Origin of the sequence: Pseudomonas koreensis (assembly GCF_024169245.1) — a bacterium.
Classification (GTDB): domain Bacteria; phylum Pseudomonadota; class Gammaproteobacteria; order Pseudomonadales; family Pseudomonadaceae; genus Aquipseudomonas; species Aquipseudomonas koreensis_F.
Genome location: NZ_JALJWP010000001.1, coordinates 293,365 through 315,946 on the forward strand (window position 1 = coordinate 293,365; position 22,582 = coordinate 315,946).

The window sequence follows — 22,582 nt, forward strand, 5'->3', positions numbered from 1 at the left end:
GTCCGTCCCGAGAGTGAATCGCATCCTTCGTGATGCAGTACAATCGCCGCTTTTAATCGCCAACCAGCCGGCCATTCCGATGATCGAACCCAAGCGCGTCTTGCGCGCCCTCGCTGAACACTGGGCACTTCTGGAGCCACTGTGCGAGCACTTCGACCAAGGCACATTGAGCCTCAACGAACTGCGCACGCAACTGGCCGCCCAACAACTCGACAGCACGCCGCAGGACATCACCAGCCTGCTCGACGTGTGGATCCGCCTCGATATTCTGGTTCCGGTGGCGAAGAGCCCGAACCGTTTCGAGCTCAATGCGCAGATTCACGACTTCCTCGCCTACCTGCGCCGCGAACACCGCCTCGGTCTGTGCCTGGAAATCGAAGCCTATCTGCGTCACCTCGAGCGTCTGGCCGGTTATATCCAGGACGCCTTCGACGTTCGCGACGGCAACGACCTGGCGCGCCAGTTGCGTTTGCTCGACATGCGCGTGCGCGACGTACTGAAGAAACTCGACAACGACGAACAGGCGCTGGTGGCCGTGGCCGAACGCGCGAAGACCAGCGACCGGCAGATTCCGCTGCGTCAGCGTTACGCCGAAGTATTGGCGACGTGGGACGAATACGTCGAGCCGATGATCGATCTGGTCAACGCCGATGGCGCCTTCGAACAAGGCGTGCGCAAGGTCGAAACCGTGCTGCTGAAGATGCTCAGCGAACAGCAGCGCCTCGGCCATCTGGTCGATGACGATATGCTCCTGCGCACCCACGCGCGCATCCTCGAAATGCAGACCAGCGCGCAACTGACCCTGCGTCATGCCCGCGAACTGCTGCTGCCGTTGCGTGAAGAAGCGCGTCGGCACAATGCCGTGACCCGCGGCGCCGCACTGGCGCTGGCGGCGATCCGGCGTAAAGGCATCGACGCCGTGCCGCAAGCCGCAATGCCGCTGTTCACCCGCCCACAGAGCACCTTCCTTGGCAGCGCCAGTCAGGTCGAAGCCTACGTTTATGCGCTGGCGCGTTTCGAGCCGAAACCGGCGCGCTTTCCCAAGGCGCACAAAACCCAGAAGGCTGGCGACGCTCCACGTGCACCACGCACCGTGCGCGAGATGGTCGATCGTTGCGAAGAATCGCTGCCGATGCCGGATCTGATGACGTGGCTGCTGGAGCAGGAACCGGACGGCGCCACCGACGAATTGCTTTACTGGTTCTCGCGCCTGTCGCGGGAAAAGCGCTTCAAGCGCGAGCGTCTGGAACGCCGCGAATACCATACTCACGAGCACCAGGTCAGCCTGCGCTCCTTCGCCCTGCTCTCGGCCAGCGATACCGCCGCCGAGGATTCTGCGAGCATCCCCAATGCATCTTGATCTTTCCGAACTGTCGCAACTGGCGCCGATCTTCCGCGAGTTGTTCAAGGGTTACCACGTCAGCCGCCGTGATCCCGAGCTGTACGCACAACTGTCGAATTTCCAGGACCAATACCGCACGCTGTTCAAGGCGCTGGGCTTTGAACTGGTCTGCGACACCCGTGGTTTCTACTACTTCGTGCCGGACATGGCCGCCGCCGCGGTGAACAAGACTGCCCAGCGTCTGGCGCTGTTCACCTTCATCCTCGTCGAGCACCTGGCCGATCAGGGCCGCGACCCGATCGCCGTGCTCGACGGCGGCAGCCTCGGCCGCGAAGAGTTGCCGTCGCTGCTGGACAAGTACCGCGACCTGTTCATCCAGGCCGAAGTGCAGACCGTTGAAGAACTCGAAGAAAAAATCATGCGCCGCATGACCCAGCTCGGTTTTGCTGGCGAAGAAAACGGTGTCTACCGCTTCCTGCCACCGATGCACCGTTTCCTCGACGTCTGTCTGTCGGTGCAGCAGGACCGCGATCTGGCGGCCAGCGTGCACAGCGTATTGCCGCTGCCGGCACCGGTGTTGATCGACGAAGAAGCCGAAGCGAAATTCCTCGAAACCGACGATCCGCTCGATCTTTCCGAATTTGAAGAAGAGAGCGAAGAAGACGCACTGGCCCGCGCCATTGCCGAAGAACAGGAGTCCGACGCATGAGCCAGGAACGCTACGGCATCCGCCGCTTTGCCCTTTTGAACACCGCCGGTTACAGCCTCGGCCTGTTCCCGCTAGAAGAACCGCTGTCGGTCTACGGCGCGAACAACCTCGGCAAGTCGGCGTCGATCAACGCTTTGCAGTTCCCGATTCTGGCGCGCATGTCGGACATGAGTTTCGGCAAGTACAGCCTTGAGCAATCGCGGCGCTTCTACTTCGCTTCCGACACCAGTTACATCCTCGTCGAAGTCAACCTGCCCCACGGCCCGCACGTGATCGGCGTGGTCGGTCGCGGCCCGGGCGGTGGCTTCGGTCACCAGTTCTTCGCCTATGCCGGCAAGCTCGATCTGGCGCATTACCAGAAAAACGACACCTGCCTGCGTCAGAAAGAGCTGTTCAGCAATCTCGAAAAAGAAGGCCTGAAAGCCTACGAACTCAAGCCCGACGAACTGCGCCGTTTGCTGGTCGGCGGCCACACCTCGATCCCGCTCGACCTGACGCTGATCCCGCTGCGCTCCACCAGCGAGCAGAGCCTGAAGACCTTCCGTGCGCTGTTCATCAACCTGCTGCACATGCGCGAAATCACCGCGGCCAAGCTCAAGCAACTGTTCCTCGATGCTTTCGAACACAGCCTGCGTTCGGGCAGCGTCGATTACATCGCCGCCTGCGAAGAAGCTTTCCGCGATGTGCGGCGCATGGAGCAGGATTACAACTCGCTCGTTGCGGCCGGCCCACTGGTTGAAGCCTTGGCCAACGGCGTGAAACAGCGCGACGTGCTGCGCGGCAAACTGCATCGCCTGTCGCCGCTGCTCGATTCCTTGCTCGGCACCTGGTCGGACTACGCCACGGCGCGCAAGGAAGAGCTGACCATTCAGGCCGAGCATTACCGTCGCGAGCAGGACGACCTGCAAAACGATCAGCGTGGCGGCACCCAGGAACTGATGCGTCTGGAGCGGGAAATTTCCGGCATCCAGCGCTGGCTCGGCGAGCTCTCGGTGCTGAAGAACCGCTTCGCTCTGGTCGATGACGTCAAAGTGCTTGAGCAACAATTGCTCGCGGCCAAGGACGCCCACGATGAACTGGCCGGTGCCTTGGCGCAGTCGCGTCAGTTCAGCGCCGAAGATCTGGAAGAGCGTCTGCGCGATCTGGAAAAACGCCTGAAGTCGGTGAAGCAACAACTCGATCATGCCGACAACAACAGCTATGCCCGCCTGCGCGAAGAGTTTTCGCAACAGGACGTAGAGCGCCTGATGCGTCTGTTCAACAGCGCGCTGTTCAGCTTGCCGCTGGGCGAACACGGCATAACCCTCGACGAGAATGGCGAGTGGGTGAAATCGGTTGAGCTGATTCTCGATGGCTTCAAAGGCGAGCGCTTCGAAGTGCCGGGCCTGTCCATCGACATCTCGCACATTGAGCCACCGGCCTTGCAGGCGTTGGCTGACCGCGCCGCGCTGCGCGATCAGAAAGAGCGTCTGGAAAAAGAACTCAAGCAACTGAAAACCCAACAAGCCGTGGCCGCCGACCGCGCCGCGAGCAAGATCCAGACCGAAGCGCTGTACCAGCAAGTGCTGGACGCGCAGAAAGCCCTGGAAGATTTCCGTCGCACCCAGACGCTGAGCGCCGAAGAAGGCGACAAACTCGAGCAATTGGCGCAAATGGAAGCCGCGCAGGACGAACTCAAACGCTCCAGCGATGCCTTCACCGAGCGCGTCCAGCAACTGTCGGCCAAGCTGCAACTGGTCGGCCGGCAGATCGCAGACATGGAAGCCAAGCAACGCACCCTCGACGATGCGCTGCGTCGTCGTCAGTTACTGCCAGCGGATCTGCCGTTCGGTACGCCGTTCATGGACCCGGTCGACGACTCGATGGACAACCTGCTGCCGCTGCTCAACGACTATCAGGACAGCTGGCAGGGCTTACTGCGTGCCGATGGCCAGATCGAAGCGCTGTACGCGCAGGTTCGCCTCAAAGGTGTGGCCAAGTTCGATAGCGAAGACGACATGGAGCGCCGTCTGTCGCTGCTGATCAACGCTTACGCGCACCGTACCGACGAAGCCCTGACGTTGGGCAAGGCGCGTCGCGCGGCGGTCACCGACATCGCCCGCACCCTGCGCAACATCCGCAGCGACTACGACAGCCTCGAGCATCAACTGGCGCTGTTCAACCGCGAGATCAACAAGCGTCAGGTTTCCAACCTGCAGAGCTTCCGCATCGTGCTTGCGCCGAACAAGGAAGCCCTCAAGCACATCGACCAGATCATCCACAGCGCCGGCCAGTACGAAGAAGGCGAGACCCTATCGGTGTTCGATCTAAGCCAAAGCGCCGAGCAGGACAACAAGAACGAAGAGGCCAAGGAATACCTGGCGCGGCTGGTGGCGGCAAACCACAACCAGCTCGGTCTCAAGGACTTGTTCGAACTGGCCTTCGAGATCACCAAGGTCAATGGTCAGCCAGTCATCCACACCGACATCGACGGCGCAGCCTCTAACGGTACGACCATGACCATCAAGGCGCTGACCAATATGTACTTGTTGCTGCACTTGATGGACCGCGACCTGGCTGGTCGTGTGCGTCTGCCGTACTACCTCGACGAGGCGGCTGACATCGACGAGAAGAACCAGGCAGCGTTGCTGGAAACCAGCCTGCAACTGGGCTTCGTGCCGATTCTGGCGAGTGTGAAGCCGCAAGTCTGCGCCAGTGTCGCAATCGACCTGGAGGGTGGTAGCGGCCCGGCGGGGATCTACATCGATGAGGCTGACTGGAAGTACATCCGCCGGCATGATGTGGTCAAGGCCACGCTGAATGTGCAGGCGGATGAGCCGGAGCTGGATGCGGTTTGATCGGCTTTAGCTGAAGCTAATAAAAAGGGCCGCGATCTGATGGGATCGCGGCCCTTTTTTATCGCCTGGGATTTGGGTTGAATCAGAGGGCCTCTTCGCGAGCAAGCTCGCTCCCACATAGAAACGCATACAAAATGTGGGAGCGAGCTTGCTCGCGAAGGCGTCTTGATAGACGCCCCATAAACTTCAGGTTACTTACCGAGCTGAATCTTCGGCGCCCAGGTCAGCCATTCATCCTCGAACTTGTCGAACAGCGGGAACGTCTGCTCGGCCCGCGCCGGGTTGCCCATACGCTCACCGTCCGGTGTGGCGAAGGCAATCCCGCCCTGAATCAGTGTTTCCAGCGATTCGGTTCGCACCGTCACGCCTTTGAACAAACCATAATCGAAGCCCACACCACTGGTGTTCCAGAAGCGGCTGCCGCTGCGCACCAGTGGCGCGTACTTCGGCTCAATCAGGATGTGCACCAGTACACGGTCAGCCGTCTGGCCCAACTCATAACCGGTCACCTTGCCGACGGTAATTTCACGGTAGGTCACTGGCACGCCAGGCTTCAGCGAACCGCGACGTGCAGCGCTCAACACCAGACTCAAACCCGCTTCCTGCTTAGTAACTTCCGGCGCCTCGGCCAAGGCAACAAAGTTTTTCTGCGGCCCGAGGTTTTTCGCCGCCGGCTGGACTTCGATGTATTTGCCGGTGACCAGCGTTTCCAGATTCTGCGTCTTGATCAGTCCCAGCTCCGGCTTGACCACCCAGAATTGACTACCGACTCGGGCAATCTTCTCCGGCACTTCAGTGATGCGCGCGGTGAGGATCACAGACTGCATGTCGTCGGTAAGATCAACGCTTTCAATCTTGCCGACATCCAGCCCCTTGAAGCGCACCGGTGTGCCGCTGCTCAAACCGTCGGCGCGATCGACTTTGATGGTCACTACTGCGCCTTTCTTGTTCGCCTCATCGTGGTCGGCGAACAGACGGAAGCGCGGGATGCGTTTCTTCAACGGAGCATTGGCTTGCGGGGTTTCGAAGGCAATACCTCCGGCCATCAGGGTTTGCAACGATTCACTCTTCACCTGAATGCCGCCGGTCAAGCCACCCGTGAGGGTAATACCGCTGACATTCCAGAAGCGCGTCGAGGCGTTGACCAGGTTTTCGTATTCCTTCTCGATGTGCACGCCAATGACCAGTTGCTTCTTGGTTCGGGAGAACTGGTAGCTCTGCACCGAACCGACCTTGACCTGCTTGTACAGAATCGGGCTGCCGACATCGATCGAGCCCAGCGAGTCAGTGAACAACACCAGATGCAGGCCCGGCGAACGCAGATCCAGCGGCGGTGCTTTCGGTCGCGCCTCGAACTCGCGTTTCGGCGCAGCGCCTTTGTCGCCCGGACGCACGGCGATGTAGTTACCTTTCACCAGCGCTTCCAGGCCAGTAATACCGGCGAGAGAAATCGACGGTTTGACCACCCAGAACTGCGTGCCCTCAACCAGATAGTCTTCGGCCAATGGATCAAGGGTCAGCTCGGCGGTGGCACTGTTCAGGTCCGGATCGACCTTCAGCGCTTTCAGGTTGCCGACCTGGATGCCCTTGTACATCACGGGCGTGCGACCGGCCTGAAGGCCTTCGAAGTCGCTGAGTTTCACCTTCACGCGAATCCCGGCAGCGGCGGCGTCGAAGTCCTCATAGAGACGGAATGGCAGGCTCGGGTCAGTCGGCGGGCTGTCTTTGCGATTCTCCGGCGTCGCGAAAGCGATACCGCCGGCGACGATGCTGGCCAGGGATTCGCTGCGCACTTTCACACCGGAGAGGTTGGCGTCGATGCTGATGCCGCTGGCGTTCCAGAAACGTGTGTGTTTGCGCACCAGTTTGGCGTAGGTCGGCTCGATGAATACTTTCAGTTCAACGGTGCTCTGGTCTTCGGACAGCACGTAGCTTTTCACCTGACCGACTTTGATCTGCTTGTAGAACACCGGGCTGCCACGATTCAACGAGCCGAGACGATCGGCCTTGATGGTCAGGTGCAAACCCGGCTTGGCGTCAGACAGCGGAGGCTCTTCGGCCAGTGCCTTGAACTTGCGCACCGGCTCGCCTTCACCGGGACTGATCGCCACATAGTTACCCGAGACCAAAGTTTCCAGACCGGTGATACCGGCCAGAGTCACGCTCGGTTTGACCAGCCAGAATCGCGTGCTGGTTTTGAGGTATTGCTCGACATCCTTGTTCATTTCGATGGTGGCGATCACTCCTTTGGAGTTGCCTTCATCGTCGAGCTTGAGCGTCTTGACCTTGCCGACCGACATGCCTTTATAGACAACCTCTGTCTTGTTGGCCTGGATGCCTTCGCCACTCTCAAAACGCACCTGAATTTCGATGCCGGTTTCCGACCAGGCACGCCAGCCCAGCCAGCCGCCGATGATCAGCGCGATCAGAGGCAACACCCAAATGGCAGACCAGTTCGAAGCCGGTCGGGTTTTCGCTACGGGCAAATCAGTCATGGTCGTCGTCCGACTCCGTGTTATCCCAAATCAGTCGGGGATCGAAAGTTACTGCGGCGAGCATCGTCAGAATCACCACAGAGGCGAAGGCGACGGCGCCCAAGTTGGCTTCGACACTGGCTATCCTGCCGAAGTTGACGACCGCCACAAGAATGGCGATCACGAAAATATCGAGCATCGACCAGCGGCCAATGAACTCGATGAAACGGTACATCCAGATACGCTGACGGGCCGACAATGGCTGCCGTCTCTGCACCGAGAACAGCAACAGCGCAATACCGACCAGTTTGAAAGTCGGCACCAGAATACTGGCAATGAACACCACGGCCGCGATCGGAATCATGCCGTGCTGCACCAGCTGAATCACGCCGGACATGATGGTACTTGGATCACCCTGACCCAGAGAGCTGACCGTCATGATCGGCAGGACGTTCGCCGGGATATAGATGATGGCTGCCGTGATCAACAGCGCCCAGGTTCGGGTCAGGCTGTTCGGTCGGCGAGCGTGAACCTGCGCACCGCAACGGCTGCAGTTCTGCTCGTCAGCTTCAGCTTCCTGTCTGTTCAGCTCGTGGCATTCGGTGCACACCAGAATGCCCGCATCAATCGCCCGCATGGGCATCCTCTCCTGATAATGCCTGCCAGATCTGATGCGGTGACATCACCACCTCCAGCCAGACTTGTACCAATAACAAGCCAATGAAACATGCCAGCCCGAGGCCCACGGTGATCGCTGCCATATCTGCCAGCTTCACGATCGCAACGAGGACGCCCATGAGGTAGACCTCGAGCATGCCCCAGTCTCTGAGGTGGTGGTAAATACGATAGAGCAGCAAGCCATAACCGCGGCCGACATTGAAGCGAATCGTCAGCAATACAAACAACTGGCACAGCAGCTTTAGCAACGGTATCGCCATACTGCAGAGGAAGACGACAATCGACACTCCTTGCATGTCGGTATTGAACAGACCGACCACACCACTCCACACCGTATCCTGCGACGATTGCCCGAGGATATTGAGTTGCATGATGGGCAAAAAGTTTGCCGGTAGGTAAAGCAATAACGCCGCAATCACCAGGGCGAGGCTGCGCTGCACCACATTATGGCGGTGCGCATACAACTCGTAGCCGCAGCGCGGGCAGAGAGCTTTCTCACCATGGGCAAGTGTCGGCTTGCGCATCAGCAGGTCGCACTCGTGACAGGCTATCAAGTCTTCCAGCGGTAAATCTGACAGCCCGGGGGCGTCAACCGATTCTGACATACAGGCTCTGACTCCGAAAAAGATGGGGCTATTCTAGTGTTCTGATTCGAAAATAACTGTGCAATTTTGTTCGCCGCAGCTCTGAAAAACTTTCTCGCAGGCAAAACAAAACCCCAACTGCTTTCGCAATTGGGGTTTCGGAATTTAATCTTGACGATGACCTACTCTCACATGGGGAAACCCCACACTACCATCGGCGATGCATCGTTTCACTGCTGAGTTCGGGATGGGATCAGGTGGTTCCAACGCTCTATGGTCGTCAAGAAATTCGGGTACTGACTCGTGACCAGATGGCCTCGCTTCAGCAAATTGGGTATGTGACAGCTAGGTGTTTGTGAACTTCGAACTTTCGGTTCGTTTCGTCTTCACACACCGCAATCTGGTGCCTTTTCAGGTCAGCAAATTGCTTGGGTGTTATATGGTCAAGCCTCACGGGCAATTAGTATTGGTTAGCTCAACGCCTCACAGCGCTTACACACCCAACCTATCAACGTCGTAGTCTTCGACGGCCCTTCAGGGAACTCAAGGTTCCAGTGAGATCTCATCTTGAGGCAAGTTTCCCGCTTAGATGCTTTCAGCGGTTATCTTTCCCGAACATAGCTACCCGGCAATGCCACTGGCGTGACAACCGGAACACCAGAGGTTCGTCCACTCCGGTCCTCTCGTACTAGGAGCAGCCCCTCTCAAATCTCAAACGTCCACGGCAGATAGGGACCGAACTGTCTCACGACGTTCTAAACCCAGCTCGCGTACCACTTTAAATGGCGAACAGCCATACCCTTGGGACCGGCTTCAGCCCCAGGATGTGATGAGCCGACATCGAGGTGCCAAACACCGCCGTCGATATGAACTCTTGGGCGGTATCAGCCTGTTATCCCCGGAGTACCTTTTATCCGTTGAGCGATGGCCCTTCCATACAGAACCACCGGATCACTAAGACCTACTTTCGTACCTGCTCGACGTGTCTGTCTCGCAGTCAAGCGCGCTTTTGCCTTTATACTCTACGACCGATTTCCGACCGGTCTGAGCGCACCTTCGTACTCCTCCGTTACTCTTTAGGAGGAGACCGCCCCAGTCAAACTACCCACCATACACTGTCCTCGATCCGGATAACGGACCTGAGTTAGAACCTCAAAGTTGCCAGGGTGGTATTTCAAGGATGGCTCCACGCGAACTGGCGTCCACGCTTCAAAGCCTCCCACCTATCCTACACAAGCAAATTCAAAGTCCAGTGCAAAGCTATAGTAAAGGTTCACGGGGTCTTTCCGTCTAGCCGCGGATACACTGCATCTTCACAGCGATTTCAATTTCACTGAGTCTCGGGTGGAGACAGCGCCGCCATCGTTACGCCATTCGTGCAGGTCGGAACTTACCCGACAAGGAATTTCGCTACCTTAGGACCGTTATAGTTACGGCCGCCGTTTACCGGGGCTTCGATCAAGAGCTTCGCGTTAGCTAACCCCATCAATTAACCTTCCGGCACCGGGCAGGCGTCACACCCTATACGTCCACTTTCGTGTTTGCAGAGTGCTGTGTTTTTAATAAACAGTCGCAGCGGCCTGGTATCTTCGACCGGCATGAGCTTACGGAGCAAGTCCTTCACCCTCACCGGCGCACCTTCTCCCGAAGTTACGGTGCCATTTTGCCTAGTTCCTTCACCCGAGTTCTCTCAAGCGCCTTGGTATTCTCTACCCAACCACCTGTGTCGGTTTGGGGTACGGTTCCTGGTTACCTGAAGCTTAGAAGCTTTTCTTGGAAGCATGGCATCAACCACTTCGTCACCCAAAGGGTAACTCGTCATCAGCTCTCGGCCTTAAGATCCCGGATTTACCTAAGATCTCAGCCTACCACCTTAAACTTGGACAACCAACGCCAAGCTGGCCTAGCCTTCTCCGTCCCTCCATCGCAATAACCAGAAGTACAGGAATATTAACCTGTTTTCCATCGACTACGCTTTTCAGCCTCGCCTTAGGGACCGACTAACCCTGCGTCGATTAACGTTGCGCAGGAAACCTTGGTCTTTCGGCGTGGGTGTTTTTCACACCCATTGTCGTTACTCATGTCAGCATTCGCACTTCTGATACCTCCAGCAAGCTTCTCAACTCACCTTCACAGGCTTACAGAACGCTCCTCTACCGCATCACCCGAAGGTGATACCCGTAGCTTCGGTGTATGGTTTGAGCCCCGTTACATCTTCCGCGCAGGCCGACTCGACTAGTGAGCTATTACGCTTTCTTTAAAGGGTGGCTGCTTCTAAGCCAACCTCCTAGCTGTCTAAGCCTTCCCACATCGTTTCCCACTTAACCATAACTTTGGGACCTTAGCTGACGGTCTGGGTTGTTTCCCTTTTCACGACGGACGTTAGCACCCGCCGTGTGTCTCCCATGCTCGGCACTTGTAGGTATTCGGAGTTTGCATCGGTTTGGTAAGTCGGGATGACCCCCTAGCCGAAACAGTGCTCTACCCCCTACAGTGATACATGAGGCGCTACCTAAATAGCTTTCGAGGAGAACCAGCTATCTCCGAGCTTGATTAGCCTTTCACTCCGATCCACAGGTCATCCGCTAACTTTTCAACGGTAGTCGGTTCGGTCCTCCAGTCAGTGTTACCTAACCTTCAACCTGCCCATGGATAGATCGCCCGGTTTCGGGTCTATTCCCAGCGACTAGACGCCCTATTAAGACTCGCTTTCGCTACGCCTCCCCTATTCGGTTAAGCTCGCCACTGAAAATAAGTCGCTGACCCATTATACAAAAGGTACGCAGTCACAGAACAAAGTCTGCTCCCACTGCTTGTACGCATACGGTTTCAGGATCTATTTCACTCCCCTCTCCGGGGTTCTTTTCGCCTTTCCCTCACGGTACTAGTTCACTATCGGTCAGTCAGTAGTATTTAGCCTTGGAGGATGGTCCCCCCATATTCAGACAAAGTTTCTCGTGCTCCGTCCTACTCGATTTCATTGATAAGAGATTTTCGCGTACAGGGCTATCACCCACTATGGCCGCACTTTCCAGAGCGTTCCGCTAATCTCAAATCAACTTAAGGGCTAGTCCCCGTTCGCTCGCCACTACTAAGGGAATCTCGGTTGATTTCTTTTCCTCAGGGTACTTAGATGTTTCAGTTCCCCTGGTTCGCCTCTTGCACCTATGTATTCAGTACAAGATAACCATCTTATGATGGCTGGGTTCCCCCATTCAGACATCTCCGGATCAAAGTCTGTTTGCCGACTCCCCGAAGCTTTTCGCAGGCTACCACGTCTTTCATCGCCTCTGACTGCCAAGGCATCCACCGTATGCGCTTCTTCACTTGACCATATAACCCCAAGCAATCTGGTTATACTGTGAAGACGACATTCGCCGAAAATTCGAATTTCTCAACTAAGAGAACTCACAAATTTTACCTTAGCCTGATCCGTTACCAGTGAAAGTAACGTTCAGTCTATCTTTCTATCACATACCCAAATTTTTAAAGAACGATCTAATCAAAAGACTAGAAATCAATATTCAATGCGAATATTCATTTCTAAACTCTCAAACTTCGAAGCAGTTTATGGTGGAGCCAAGCGGGATCGAACCGCTGACCTCCTGCGTGCAAGGCAGGCGCTCTCCCAGCTGAGCTATGGCCCCATAACAAAATTGGTGGGTCTGGGCAGATTCGAACTGCCGACCTCACCCTTATCAGGGGTGCGCTCTAACCAACTGAGCTACAGACCCAATTTCGAGCTTGTAACTGTTAGCTCAGAGCTATCAGCTTGGAGCTTAAAGCTGCTTCTATCGTCTTCTTCAATGAATCAAGCAATTCGTGTGGGAGCTCATGCAGCAGCTGATGTCGTCGATTAAGGAGGTGATCCAGCCGCAGGTTCCCCTACGGCTACCTTGTTACGACTTCACCCCAGTCATGAATCACACCGTGGTAACCGTCCCCCCGAAGGTTAGACTAGCTACTTCTGGTGCAACCCACTCCCATGGTGTGACGGGCGGTGTGTACAAGGCCCGGGAACGTATTCACCGCGACATTCTGATTCGCGATTACTAGCGATTCCGACTTCACGCAGTCGAGTTGCAGACTGCGATCCGGACTACGATCGGTTTTATGGGATTAGCTCCACCTCGCGGCTTGGCAACCCTTTGTACCGACCATTGTAGCACGTGTGTAGCCCAGGCCGTAAGGGCCATGATGACTTGACGTCATCCCCACCTTCCTCCGGTTTGTCACCGGCAGTCTCCTTAGAGTGCCCACCATAACGTGCTGGTAACTAAGGACAAGGGTTGCGCTCGTTACGGGACTTAACCCAACATCTCACGACACGAGCTGACGACAGCCATGCAGCACCTGTCTCAATGTTCCCGAAGGCACCAATCCATCTCTGGAAAGTTCATTGGATGTCAAGGCCTGGTAAGGTTCTTCGCGTTGCTTCGAATTAAACCACATGCTCCACCGCTTGTGCGGGCCCCCGTCAATTCATTTGAGTTTTAACCTTGCGGCCGTACTCCCCAGGCGGTCAACTTAATGCGTTAGCTGCGCCACTAAGAGCTCAAGGCTCCCAACGGCTAGTTGACATCGTTTACGGCGTGGACTACCAGGGTATCTAATCCTGTTTGCTCCCCACGCTTTCGCACCTCAGTGTCAGTATCAGTCCAGGTGGTCGCCTTCGCCACTGGTGTTCCTTCCTATATCTACGCATTTCACCGCTACACAGGAAATTCCACCACCCTCTACCATACTCTAGCTTGCCAGTTTTGGATGCAGTTCCCAGGTTGAGCCCGGGGATTTCACATCCAACTTAACAAACCACCTACGCGCGCTTTACGCCCAGTAATTCCGATTAACGCTTGCACCCTCTGTATTACCGCGGCTGCTGGCACAGAGTTAGCCGGTGCTTATTCTGTCGGTAACGTCAAAATTGCAGAGTATTAATCTACAACCCTTCCTCCCAACTTAAAGTGCTTTACAATCCGAAGACCTTCTTCACACACGCGGCATGGCTGGATCAGGCTTTCGCCCATTGTCCAATATTCCCCACTGCTGCCTCCCGTAGGAGTCTGGACCGTGTCTCAGTTCCAGTGTGACTGATCATCCTCTCAGACCAGTTACGGATCGTCGCCTTGGTGAGCCATTACCTCACCAACTAGCTAATCCGACCTAGGCTCATCTGATAGCGCAAGGCCCGAAGGTCCCCTGCTTTCTCCCGTAGGACGTATGCGGTATTAGCGCTCCTTTCGAAACGTTGTCCCCCACTACCAGGCAGATTCCTAGGCATTACTCACCCGTCCGCCGCTGAATCCAGGAGCAAGCTCCTCTCATCCGCTCGACTTGCATGTGTTAGGCCTGCCGCCAGCGTTCAATCTGAGCCATGATCAAACTCTTCAGTTCAAACATCTTTGGGTTTTTAAGAAACCCTAAACTTGGCTCAGCAATCGTTGGTTACATCTTTGATTTCTCGCGGAGTAACTTGTGATGCTGATAATCTTTTTGACTATCAGTCTGACTGCACAAGCACCCACACGAATTGCTTGATTCAGTTGTTAAAGAGCGGTTGGTTAAGATCTTTCGTCTCAACCGAGGCGCGCATTCTACAGCAGCCTCATTTGCTGTCAAGTGATTATTTTCAGAAGTTTTCGAAGAATTCTTCAACAACTTCAACCACTTGCGCTTCCGATCTCTCGTTAGCGGGAGGCGAATTCTACAGCGTTAATCGCTGCTGTCAACACCTCTTTTTCTCCGCTTTCGACCGAGAAGATCGAACCGTTAAAAGAGCCACACATCACTGCTCTTTCAACTCCTTCCAGACTTCGATGACCTGAAGCAAGCCGCTGCCGAAAACTGCGTAACTCTTTGAATCTCAAGGAGTTTTCCGTTTCGACTGCGCCGGAAGTGGGGCGAATTATAGACCTCTGGAATCTGCCGTCAACCGTTAATTTCGCTTTTCGTGCAGATTCTGCTTTTTAGCCAATAAACGCGGGATTCGCCTCATCACCGGCGGCAGACGAAGCAGCAAAAGTACTGCGCCTATAAAGGCATAAATCGTCCACTCCTCCAGATCAGCCCGCACGATCCACAGCATGTGCAGCAAACCGAGCCCGAGAATCACGTAAACCAGACGATGCAGCTTCTTCCAGCGAGCACCCAACCGACGCTGACTATAGCGATTCGAGGTCACCGCCAATATCAGCAAGCCGAGAAAACCCAGTGCACCGACAATAATGTACGGCCGCTTGCGTAGCTCAACACCCAACTGGGACCAGTCGAACCCGAGGATAAATGCCATATAGCTGAACAGATGCAGCGTCACATAAGCAAAACACCAAAGTCCCAACTGCCGGCGCACCGCAATCCAGCCCGCCCAGCCGCTCAGCTTCTGCAGCGGCGTCATGCTCAGAGTAATCAACAGCAATACCAGCGTGCCGAGTCCGAGACGATCAACCAGCACCTTACCCGGATCAGGCCCGAGCAGATCGGCGAACGCCTGATAGAACCACAGCAATGGCCAGATCGCTGCAGCAATTAAAACGCCCACTCGCCAGAATGGATAGCGCATCAGTAGTTCTTCCGCAGATCGAGCCCTGTATATAAAGAAGCGACTTCATCCGAGTAGCCATTGAACATCTGCGTATCGCGCACATTCGGTTTGAACAGGCTGTTCGGCAAGCGCCGCTCGCGGGCCTGGGTCCATCGCGGATGGTCGACCGTAGGGTTCACATTCGCGTAGAAGCCATACTCGTCAGCAGCAATGCTCTGCCAGGTGGTCTTCGGCTGTTCGCTGACCAGACTGATGCGCACAATGGATTTCACACTCTTGAAGCCATACTTCCATGGCACCACCAGCCGCAACGGCGCACCATTCTGATTCGGCAGTTCGCGGCCGTACATGCCCACTGCCAGGATCGCCAAAGGATTCATCGCCTCGTCCAGACGCAAGCCTTCGACATACGGCCAGTCGATCAAGGCAAAACCGGAGCGCTGGCCGGGCATGCTCTTCGGATCCTGCAGGGTTTCGAAGCGGATGTACTTGGCTTTGGAGGTCGGCTCGACCTGTTTGAGCAACGCCGAGATCGGAAAGCCGATCCAGGGAATGACCATCGACCACGCCTCGACGCAGCGCAGACGGTAGATACGCTCCTCCAGTTGATACGGTTTCATGAAGTCTTCCAGCGCATAGCGCCCTGGCTTGCCCACCTCCCCGTCTATCACCACGCTCCAGGGTTCGGTTTTGAGGTCGCCAGCATTCGAGGCCGGATCGCCCTTGCCAATACCGAACTCATAAAAGTTGTTGTAGTGCGTGGCGTCTTTATAAGGCGTGATTGCCTCGTCCTTGACGCTGACCGCCCCCCATTGAGTAGAAGGAAGCTTTTCGGCAAACCAGGCCGGCGCCTTGCCGGCTTCGACATCAGAGTAGCGAGGGGCATCAGCGGCACTGGCCCAGCGCGGCAAGGTGCTCACGGCAATACCGGCAGCTGTGGCGCCGAGCAATTGGCGACGGGAAAGATAAATGGCTTCAGGCGTGACATCCGACTCATGGCAGTCGGATGCTTTGGGGATCTTGATCAACATGACAACTCCGCAGCTTTGGAGGACAGGTGCACCCATAGACTGCGGAGTATGCGGAAAATTACATCACTCGGCGTTTTTGTGGCGACGAAGACGCAACAGATATTGCACCGGGCCGGACGCCGCATAGGCGAGGAACACCAACAGCAGAATGCGTGGCGGATCACTGAACACAACGGCGAATACCAACACCACCGCCAGGATTGCCACGAACGGCACGCGACCTTTCAGATCCAGCTCCTTGAAGCTGTTGTACTTGATGTTGCTGACCATCAGCATGCCGGCGGCCGCAACCATCAGCGCGACCAGGAACGACATCTTCGAACCCTGGATGCCGTAATCGCTGAACGCCCAGACAATGCCGGCCACTACACCTGCCGCCGCCGGGCTGGCCAGGCCGATGAAGTAGCGTTTGTCGGCCGTACCGACCTGAGTGTTGAAACGCGCCAGACGCAACGCTGCGCCCGCTACATAGATGAAGGCGACCATCCAGCCAACCTTGCCCATGTCGCCCAATGCCCAACCGAAGGCCAGCAATGCCGGCGCGACACCGAATGCGACCATGTCCGACAGCGAGTCGTACTCGGCGCCGAAGGCACTTTGCGTATTGGTCATGCGCGCCACGCGGCCATCGAGGCCGTCCAGCACCATCGCGACGAAAATCGCGATCGCAGCGAAAGCGAAGTACTTGCTCGCATTCACCGAGTCGCCGGCACTCAGGGCGGCCTGGGCGCTCATCGAGTTGATGATGGAGTAGAAGCCTGCGAACAGGTTGGCAGTGGTGAACAGGTTCGGCAGCAGATAGATACCACGATGCCGGACTTTGCGACCTTCAGCGTCGTGCCCTTCTTCGATGTGTTCATCGATGGGCAGCAGGCTTTCGGCGTCGGAAGCCTTGTTCGGCTCTTCGGGACGTTCGCTCATGGACATTACCTTGCAACGGTTTGGAGAAAATTCGACAGAAGCTTGAGGACGACAGTTCGGCCACAAACGATGCAGCTTTATACCAGAAGCACCGGCCCAAACGAAAAAACGCGGCCGAGGCCGCGTTTTTCGTACAAGGGACGACGACTCAGTTCTTGGCTTTGTCGACGATCTTGTTGGCACCGATCCACGGCATCATGGAGCGCAGTTGCTCGCCGATGATTTCGATGCCGTGAGCGGCGTTGTTACGACGCTTGGCGGTCATCGAAGGGTAGCCGGTTGCGCCTTCGCTGATGAACATTTTGGCGTATTCGCCGTCCTGAATACGTTTCAGGGCGTTGCGCATGGCCTGACGGGATTCGGCGTTGATCACTTCCGGACCGGTCACGTACTCGCCGTACTCGGCGTTGTTGGAGATCGAGTAGTTCATGTTGGCGATACCGCCTTCGTACATGAGGTCAACGATCAGCTTCAGTTCGTGCAGGCACTCGAAGTAGGCCATTTCCGGCGCGTAGCCAGCTTCAACCAGGGTTTCGAAACCGGCTTTGACCAGTTCAACGGTACCGCCGCACAGAACGGCTTGTTCGCCGAACAGGTCGGTTTCGGTCTCGTCCTTGAAAGTGGTTTCGATGATGCCGGTACGACCACCACCGACGCCTGCCGCGTAGGACAGTGCAACGTTTTTGGCGTTGCCCGAGGCGTCCTGGTAGATCGCGATCAGGTCAGGGATACCGCCGCCCTTGACGAATTCGGAACGTACGGTGTGGCCCGGAGCTTTCGGCGCGATCATGATCACGTCGAGGTCGGCACGCGGAACGACCTGGTTGTAGTGAATCGCGAAGCCATGGGAGAAGGCCAGGGTGGCGCCTTTCTTGATGTTCGGCTCGATTTCGTTCTTGTACAGCGAGGACTGGAATTCGTCCGGGGTCAGAATCATGACCAGGTCGGCAGCCGCTACGGCGGAAGCAACGTCGGTCACTTTCAGGCCGTGAGCTTCGGCTTTGGCAACGGTGGCCGAACCTTTACGCAGACCGACGGTGACGTCGACACCGGAGTCTTTCAGGTTGCACGCTTGGGCGTGGCCCTGGGAGCCGTAGCCGATGATGGCAACTTTCTTGCCCTGGATGATCGACAGGTCGCAGTCTTTATCGTAGAAAACTTTCATGAATTTCCCCTTATATCCGGCCGTTCAGGCCATGCGCTAATTTGGTTTAGATGCTGAGTACTTTGTCGCCGCGAGCGATGCCGGTCACGCCGCTGCGGACGGTTTCCAGAATCGATGCGGTGCCGATGGACTGAATGAAGCTGTCGAGCTTGTCGCTGGTACCGGTCAACTGAACGGTATACACGCTGGCGCTGACATCCACGATCTGTCCACGGTAGATATCGGTGGTGCGTTTGATCTCGGCGCGCTGGGCGCCAGTGGCCTTGACCTTGACCAGCATCAGTTCACGCTCGATGTGAGCGCTTTCCGACAGGTCCACCAGCTTGACCACTTCGATCAGCTTGTTCAGGTTTTTGGTGATCTGCTCGATCACTTCATCGTGGCCCACGGTGGTCAGCGTCAGACGCGACAGGGTCGGGTCTTCGGTCGGGGCCACGGTCAGGCTTTCGATGTTGTAGTTGCGCTGCGAGAACAGGCCGACTACGCGAGACAGAGCGCCGGGTTCGTTTTCCAGAAGCAGGGAAATAATGTGCCGCATGATTAAGTACGCTCCGTCTTGCTCAGCCACATATCGCGCATGGAGCCGTCTTTGATCTGCATCGGGTAGACGTGCTCGCTGGTGTCGACCGCAACATCGATGATCACCAGGCGATCCTTCATGGCAAACGCTTCGGCCATCTTCGACTTCAAATCTTTCGATTCGGTGATGCGTACGCCAACGTGGCCGTAGGCTTCAGCCAGCTTGATGAAGTCGGGCAGCGATTCCATGTAGGAGTGCGAGTGACGGCTGCCGTAGCTCATGTCCTGCCACTGGCGAACCATGCCCAGCACACCGTTGTTGAGGATGACGATCTTCACCGGCAAGCCGTATTGCAGGCAGGTCGACAGCTCCTGGATGTTCATCTGGATACTGCCTTCGCCGGTGACGCAGGCAACGTCGTCATCCGGGAAGCTCAGTTTGATGCCCATCGCTGCCGGCAGACCGAAGCCCATCGTGCCCAGACCACCGGAGTTGATCCAGCGGTTAGGCTTGTTGAACGTGTAGTACTGCGCAGCGAACATCTGGTGCTGACCCACGTCGGAGGTCACAAAGGCATCGCCCTTGGTCACTTCGCAGAGGGTTTCGATCACGGTCTGCGGCTTGATCTGGCTGCCGTCGCCCTTTTCATAAGGGAACAGACCGCGATCGCCGCGCCATTCATCAACCTGCTTCCACCAACTGGCCACGGACTCCTTGTTCGGGGTCTCGCCGATTTCCTTGAGGATCGCGACCATTTCGGTCAGGACGCTCTCGACCGGGCCAACGATCGGCACATCGGCCTTGATGGTCTTGGAGATCGAAGCCGGGTCAATGTCGATGTGGATGATCTTGGCGTTCGGGCAGAATTTCGCCGGGCCATTGATCACCCGATCGTCGAAGCGTGCGCCGACCGCGAGGATCACGTCGGCATGGTGCATCGCCAGGTTGGCGGTGTAGCTGCCGTGCATGCCGAGCATGCCGATGAACTGACGGTCAGTGCCAGGGAATGCACCCAGGCCCATCAAGGTGTTGGTCACCGGCAGGTTGAGCATCTTCGCCAGTTCGGTCAGTTGCGCGGAGCCGTTGCCGAGGATCACGCCGCCGCCGGAGTACAGCACTGGGCGCTTGGCTGCCAACAACATTTCTGCTGCTTTGCGGATCTGCCCGGAGTGACCGCGAACGGCCGGGCTGTAGGAACGCAGCTTGGCTTTTTTCGGGAAGACGTATTCGAACTTCTCGGCCGGATTGGTCATATCTTTCGGGATATCGACCACGACCGGGCCCGGTCGACCGGATTGCGCCAGGTAGAAGGCCTTCTTCATGACTTCCGGGATTTCCGAAGCGTGCTTGATCATGAAGCTGTGCTTCACGATCGGCCGGGAGATCCCGATCATGTCGGTTTCCTGGAACGCGTCGGTGCCGACCATGGTGCTTGGCACCTGACCGGAAATGATCACCATCGGAATCGAGTCCATATAGGCGGTGGCGATACCGGTGATGGCGTTTGTGGCGCCTGGACCGGAAGTCACCAGTACCACGCCGGCTTTACCGGTGGCACGGGCGTAGCCGTCAGCCATATGGGTCGCCGCTTGTTCGTGACGAACCAGGATGTGGGTCACTTCCGGTTCTTTGAACAGGGCATCGTAAACATGCAGGAGAGCACCACCCGGGTACCCGTAGATATATTTGACGCCTTCGTCACGCAAAAAGCGGACGAGCATCTCACCGCCAGATAAAAGCTCCACGTTGTTCACCTCTAAAACGCCAGAATACCGTCCACAAAAGGGGCGGGTCTTAATAGGTTTACTTCTCGGCAGAGCATGAGCGACGGTGGTCGCCGACTACGTCAGCACTGACTGAGCAAGTATTGGGATCGTCCCAAGTGTTGCGGGCTTTTCCCACCCAGCGCGAGGTAACGCGTTGCGGGTGTAACAGGTCGGCGCGGATGTGCGCCTCATGATCTACCGAGTGGGTCTGCTTCTGGCAGTCCCTCTACAGCGGACTTTGGATTCTTCTGTTTCGCCCTCTGCAAGTCAAGTCGTCTGTGCGGTTAATTGTGGGTAAGCACATGAGAACGCAAGAAAAAACCTGAAAAGCGCTACTCTGTTAGCGTCAATTGCGCATTTTTACCAAGGAATCAGCATGCGAACGCTCCTCCTCACTCTGCTGATCGGCGTCAGCCCATGGTGCTCGGCCGCTCAAATCTACAAATGGGTCGATGCTCAGGGCGTCACGCATTTCGATGCACAGCCGCCGCAGGGCCAACCGTCGACGACCGTACAGACGCCCTCCCCGCCTGCGCCGAAAGCCGCGCCGATGCCGGGCGGCGGCGTACTCGGCGATCAGAAGGCCATTGATACCAAGGTGAAGAAACAGGTCGCCGAGCAGCAGGCGCAACTCAAGGCATTCTGCGAGCAGGCACGCACGAATCTCGCGCAATTGCAGAACAATCCGCGTTTGCGGGAAGAGGTCGAGGGGGATTTGCGGCGGCTCGACGACGCGCAGCGTCAGGAGCGCATCGTTGAAGCGCAGAAGCAGATTGCCGAGAATTGCTCGTAGGCACGCTGCCGGATCTGTGTGAGAGCTGTGTAGGAGCTGACGAGTGCAACGAGGCTGCGATCTCTTGATCCTGTTTTTGCATAAGCAAGATCAAAAGATCGCAGCCTTCGGCAGCTCCTACCCAACCGTATTCAGCGGGATGCAGTAATCAGCATGTCAAACTCTTTGAGCAGCACCTGCAACTGCCGATCCTTGCCGCCAAGATTGCGCTGGGCGAAAACCATTTCCGCCATTTCCTGAATGCCCGAGGCGTTCGGCAAAGGCAGGTCCTGTTCGAGGATCATCTTCATGCGCGGCAGGAAGATCCATTGCAGCCATTGCTCGAAGTCCAGCGTGTCGACCGAAAACGGCTCGACACTGCTCAGGGCTTCGGCCGACGGCTGAACCTCATCCCACCACCCCTGGGTGCGCAGCTCTCGCTCGATCAGCAACAGCTGATCGGCGATTTTCGGGAAGCGCGCATCCATCACAGGGAAACCTTGGCCTTCTGACGGGCCTGAGCAGCGCCGGCGGCATCGCCTTGTTTCTCACGTGCCTGGGCGATGATATCCCACAGGCTGGCTTGCAGATCCGGACGCCCGTTGGCCATGGTCAGCGCGCGACGGGCGAACTGCTCGGCCTGCGGCGCATCGCCTTGGGCCATGCGCACCTGCGCCAAACGGTAAAGCACTTGTGGCTCACGGGGGGCAACACGTTGCGCCCGCTCCAGGCTGGAAGAGGCACCGTTCAAGTCACCACCGGCCTGCTGCTGTTGCGCTGTAGTCAGCAAGGCGAGTACCGGGCCGTCCAGTTGCTCATCCGCCGACAGGCCACCGCCACTGCTGGCCGAAGGAATGCCACTGGGCGTCGACGGCATGCTGTAGCTGCCGGAGTTGACCGGCGCCGATTCAACCGCCGATGGGTTGTACGGCCCCGCCGTGATGCCGCCGGATGCCGGACCCGGGACGATCGGCGAAGAGCTGATCGGTGTCGACACCGCCGCACCGCCGCCCGGCACCATCACCACCACGCCGGTATCGCCCTGCGGAATCGCCTGAGTCTGGCCCTGCGCCGGGCGCTTGACCGTGGTCTGGCGGAAACCGCCATTGGCGCCGATGCGTTCACTGTTGGACACGGCTGTGCCCGAATCCACCACGGGAATCGAACCACGCTGTACGGTGGAGCAGCCGCTGAGCAAAGCCACGGCGGTCACCGCTGGAATCAACCACTTGTTCACTTGAA

Annotated in this window: 15 protein-coding genes, 2 tRNA genes and 3 rRNA genes; 4 read left to right on the forward strand and 16 right to left on the reverse strand. The window is 57.0% G+C overall.

The annotated features are described in order from the left end of the window. Nucleotides 1-79 precede the first annotated feature (79 nt). From mksB to mksF, 3 genes are read left to right on the forward strand one after another with little or no spacing between them, the layout of a single operon-like run. Nucleotides 80-1,360, forward strand: coding sequence for an Mks condensin complex protein MksB (gene mksB, locus J2Y90_RS01360; protein ID WP_160768349.1), 1,281 nt, complete (start codon nt 80-82; stop codon nt 1,358-1,360). Then, a complete protein-coding gene (mksE, locus tag J2Y90_RS01365) occupies nt 1,350-2,051 on the forward strand; it encodes an Mks condensin complex protein MksE (protein ID WP_016773189.1) in 702 nt (233 codons plus the stop codon). Before mksB ends, mksE begins: the two co-directional genes overlap by 11 nt. Then, nucleotides 2,048-4,888: an Mks condensin complex protein MksF gene (gene mksF, locus J2Y90_RS01370; protein WP_253495910.1), complete on the forward strand. Its 2,841-nt coding sequence runs from the start codon at nt 2,048-2,050 to the stop codon at nt 4,886-4,888. Before mksE ends, mksF begins: the two co-directional genes overlap by 4 nt. A gap of 191 nt (nt 4,889-5,079) precedes the next feature. Here the strand turns inward: mksF and J2Y90_RS01375 are convergent, their stop codons facing one another. From J2Y90_RS01375 to J2Y90_RS01440, 14 genes are all read right to left on the reverse strand, one after another. Next, nucleotides 5,080-7,383 carry an intermembrane transport protein PqiB gene (locus J2Y90_RS01375; RefSeq protein WP_253495912.1) on the reverse strand — a complete coding sequence of 768 codons (2,304 nt, stop codon included), beginning with the start codon at nt 7,381-7,383 and terminating at the stop codon, nt 5,080-5,082. Then, complete coding sequence (locus tag J2Y90_RS01380; protein WP_253495914.1) at nt 7,376-7,999, reverse strand: paraquat-inducible protein A; 624 nt, start codon at nt 7,997-7,999, stop codon at nt 7,376-7,378. Before J2Y90_RS01380 ends, J2Y90_RS01375 begins: the two co-directional genes overlap by 8 nt. Continuing rightward, nucleotides 7,986-8,645, reverse strand: coding sequence for a paraquat-inducible protein A (locus J2Y90_RS01385; RefSeq protein ID WP_253495916.1), 660 nt, complete (start codon nt 8,643-8,645; stop codon nt 7,986-7,988). Before J2Y90_RS01385 ends, J2Y90_RS01380 begins: the two co-directional genes overlap by 14 nt. A gap of 148 nt (nt 8,646-8,793) precedes the next feature. Continuing rightward, nucleotides 8,794-8,909: ribosomal RNA gene (gene rrf / locus J2Y90_RS01390) — 5S ribosomal RNA — on the reverse strand. 154 nt (nt 8,910-9,063) lie between these two features. Next, a 23S ribosomal RNA gene (locus tag J2Y90_RS01395) occupies nt 9,064-11,957 on the reverse strand. Nucleotides 11,958-12,195: 238 nt separating this feature from the next. Next, nucleotides 12,196-12,271: transfer RNA gene (locus tag J2Y90_RS01400), tRNA-Ala, on the reverse strand. A gap of 10 nt (nt 12,272-12,281) precedes the next feature. After that, nucleotides 12,282-12,358, reverse strand: a tRNA-Ile gene (locus tag J2Y90_RS01405). A gap of 123 nt (nt 12,359-12,481) precedes the next feature. Next, a 16S ribosomal RNA gene (locus tag J2Y90_RS01410) occupies nt 12,482-14,018 on the reverse strand. The 16S, 23S and 5S rRNA genes sit together here with 2 tRNA genes alongside, the layout of an rRNA operon. 541 nt (nt 14,019-14,559) lie before the next feature. Next, entirely contained in the window at nt 14,560-15,183 is a 624-nt protein-coding gene (msrQ, locus tag J2Y90_RS01415) for a protein-methionine-sulfoxide reductase heme-binding subunit MsrQ (RefSeq protein WP_253495918.1), read from the reverse strand. Then, nucleotides 15,183-16,196: a protein-methionine-sulfoxide reductase catalytic subunit MsrP gene (gene msrP, locus J2Y90_RS01420; protein WP_253495920.1), complete on the reverse strand. Its 1,014-nt coding sequence runs from the start codon at nt 16,194-16,196 to the stop codon at nt 15,183-15,185. Before msrP ends, msrQ begins: the two co-directional genes overlap by 1 nt. 63 nt (nt 16,197-16,259) lie before the next feature. Then, nucleotides 16,260-17,117, reverse strand: a complete 858-nt coding sequence (gene pssA, locus J2Y90_RS01425; RefSeq protein WP_016773182.1) for a CDP-diacylglycerol--serine O-phosphatidyltransferase — start codon at nt 17,115-17,117, stop codon at nt 16,260-16,262. Between the two features lie 148 nt (nt 17,118-17,265). Next, a complete protein-coding gene (gene ilvC / locus J2Y90_RS01430; RefSeq protein ID WP_003228216.1) occupies nt 17,266-18,282 on the reverse strand; it encodes a ketol-acid reductoisomerase in 1,017 nt (338 codons plus the stop codon). 46 nt (nt 18,283-18,328) lie between these two features. Then, nucleotides 18,329-18,820, reverse strand: coding sequence for an acetolactate synthase small subunit (ilvN, locus tag J2Y90_RS01435; RefSeq protein WP_003176102.1), 492 nt, complete (start codon nt 18,818-18,820; stop codon nt 18,329-18,331). A 2-nt stretch (nt 18,821-18,822) separates the two neighbouring features. Next, nucleotides 18,823-20,547, reverse strand: a complete 1,725-nt coding sequence (locus J2Y90_RS01440) for an acetolactate synthase 3 large subunit (protein ID WP_065616944.1) — start codon at nt 20,545-20,547, stop codon at nt 18,823-18,825. 397 nt (nt 20,548-20,944) lie between these two features. On the opposite strand from J2Y90_RS01440, the gene J2Y90_RS01445 reads away from it, so the two are divergent. Beyond that, nucleotides 20,945-21,361 carry a DUF4124 domain-containing protein gene (locus J2Y90_RS01445; protein WP_253495922.1) on the forward strand — a complete coding sequence of 139 codons (417 nt, stop codon included), beginning with the start codon at nt 20,945-20,947 and terminating at the stop codon, nt 21,359-21,361. A gap of 131 nt (nt 21,362-21,492) precedes the next feature. Here the strand turns inward: J2Y90_RS01445 and J2Y90_RS01450 are convergent, their stop codons facing one another. Beyond that, entirely contained in the window at nt 21,493-21,828 is a 336-nt protein-coding gene (locus J2Y90_RS01450; RefSeq protein WP_253495924.1) for a YqcC family protein, read from the reverse strand. Continuing rightward, nucleotides 21,828-22,577 carry a tetratricopeptide repeat protein gene (locus J2Y90_RS01455; protein ID WP_253495927.1) on the reverse strand — a complete coding sequence of 250 codons (750 nt, stop codon included), beginning with the start codon at nt 22,575-22,577 and terminating at the stop codon, nt 21,828-21,830. Before J2Y90_RS01455 ends, J2Y90_RS01450 begins: the two co-directional genes overlap by 1 nt. Nucleotides 22,578-22,582 lie beyond the last annotated feature (5 nt).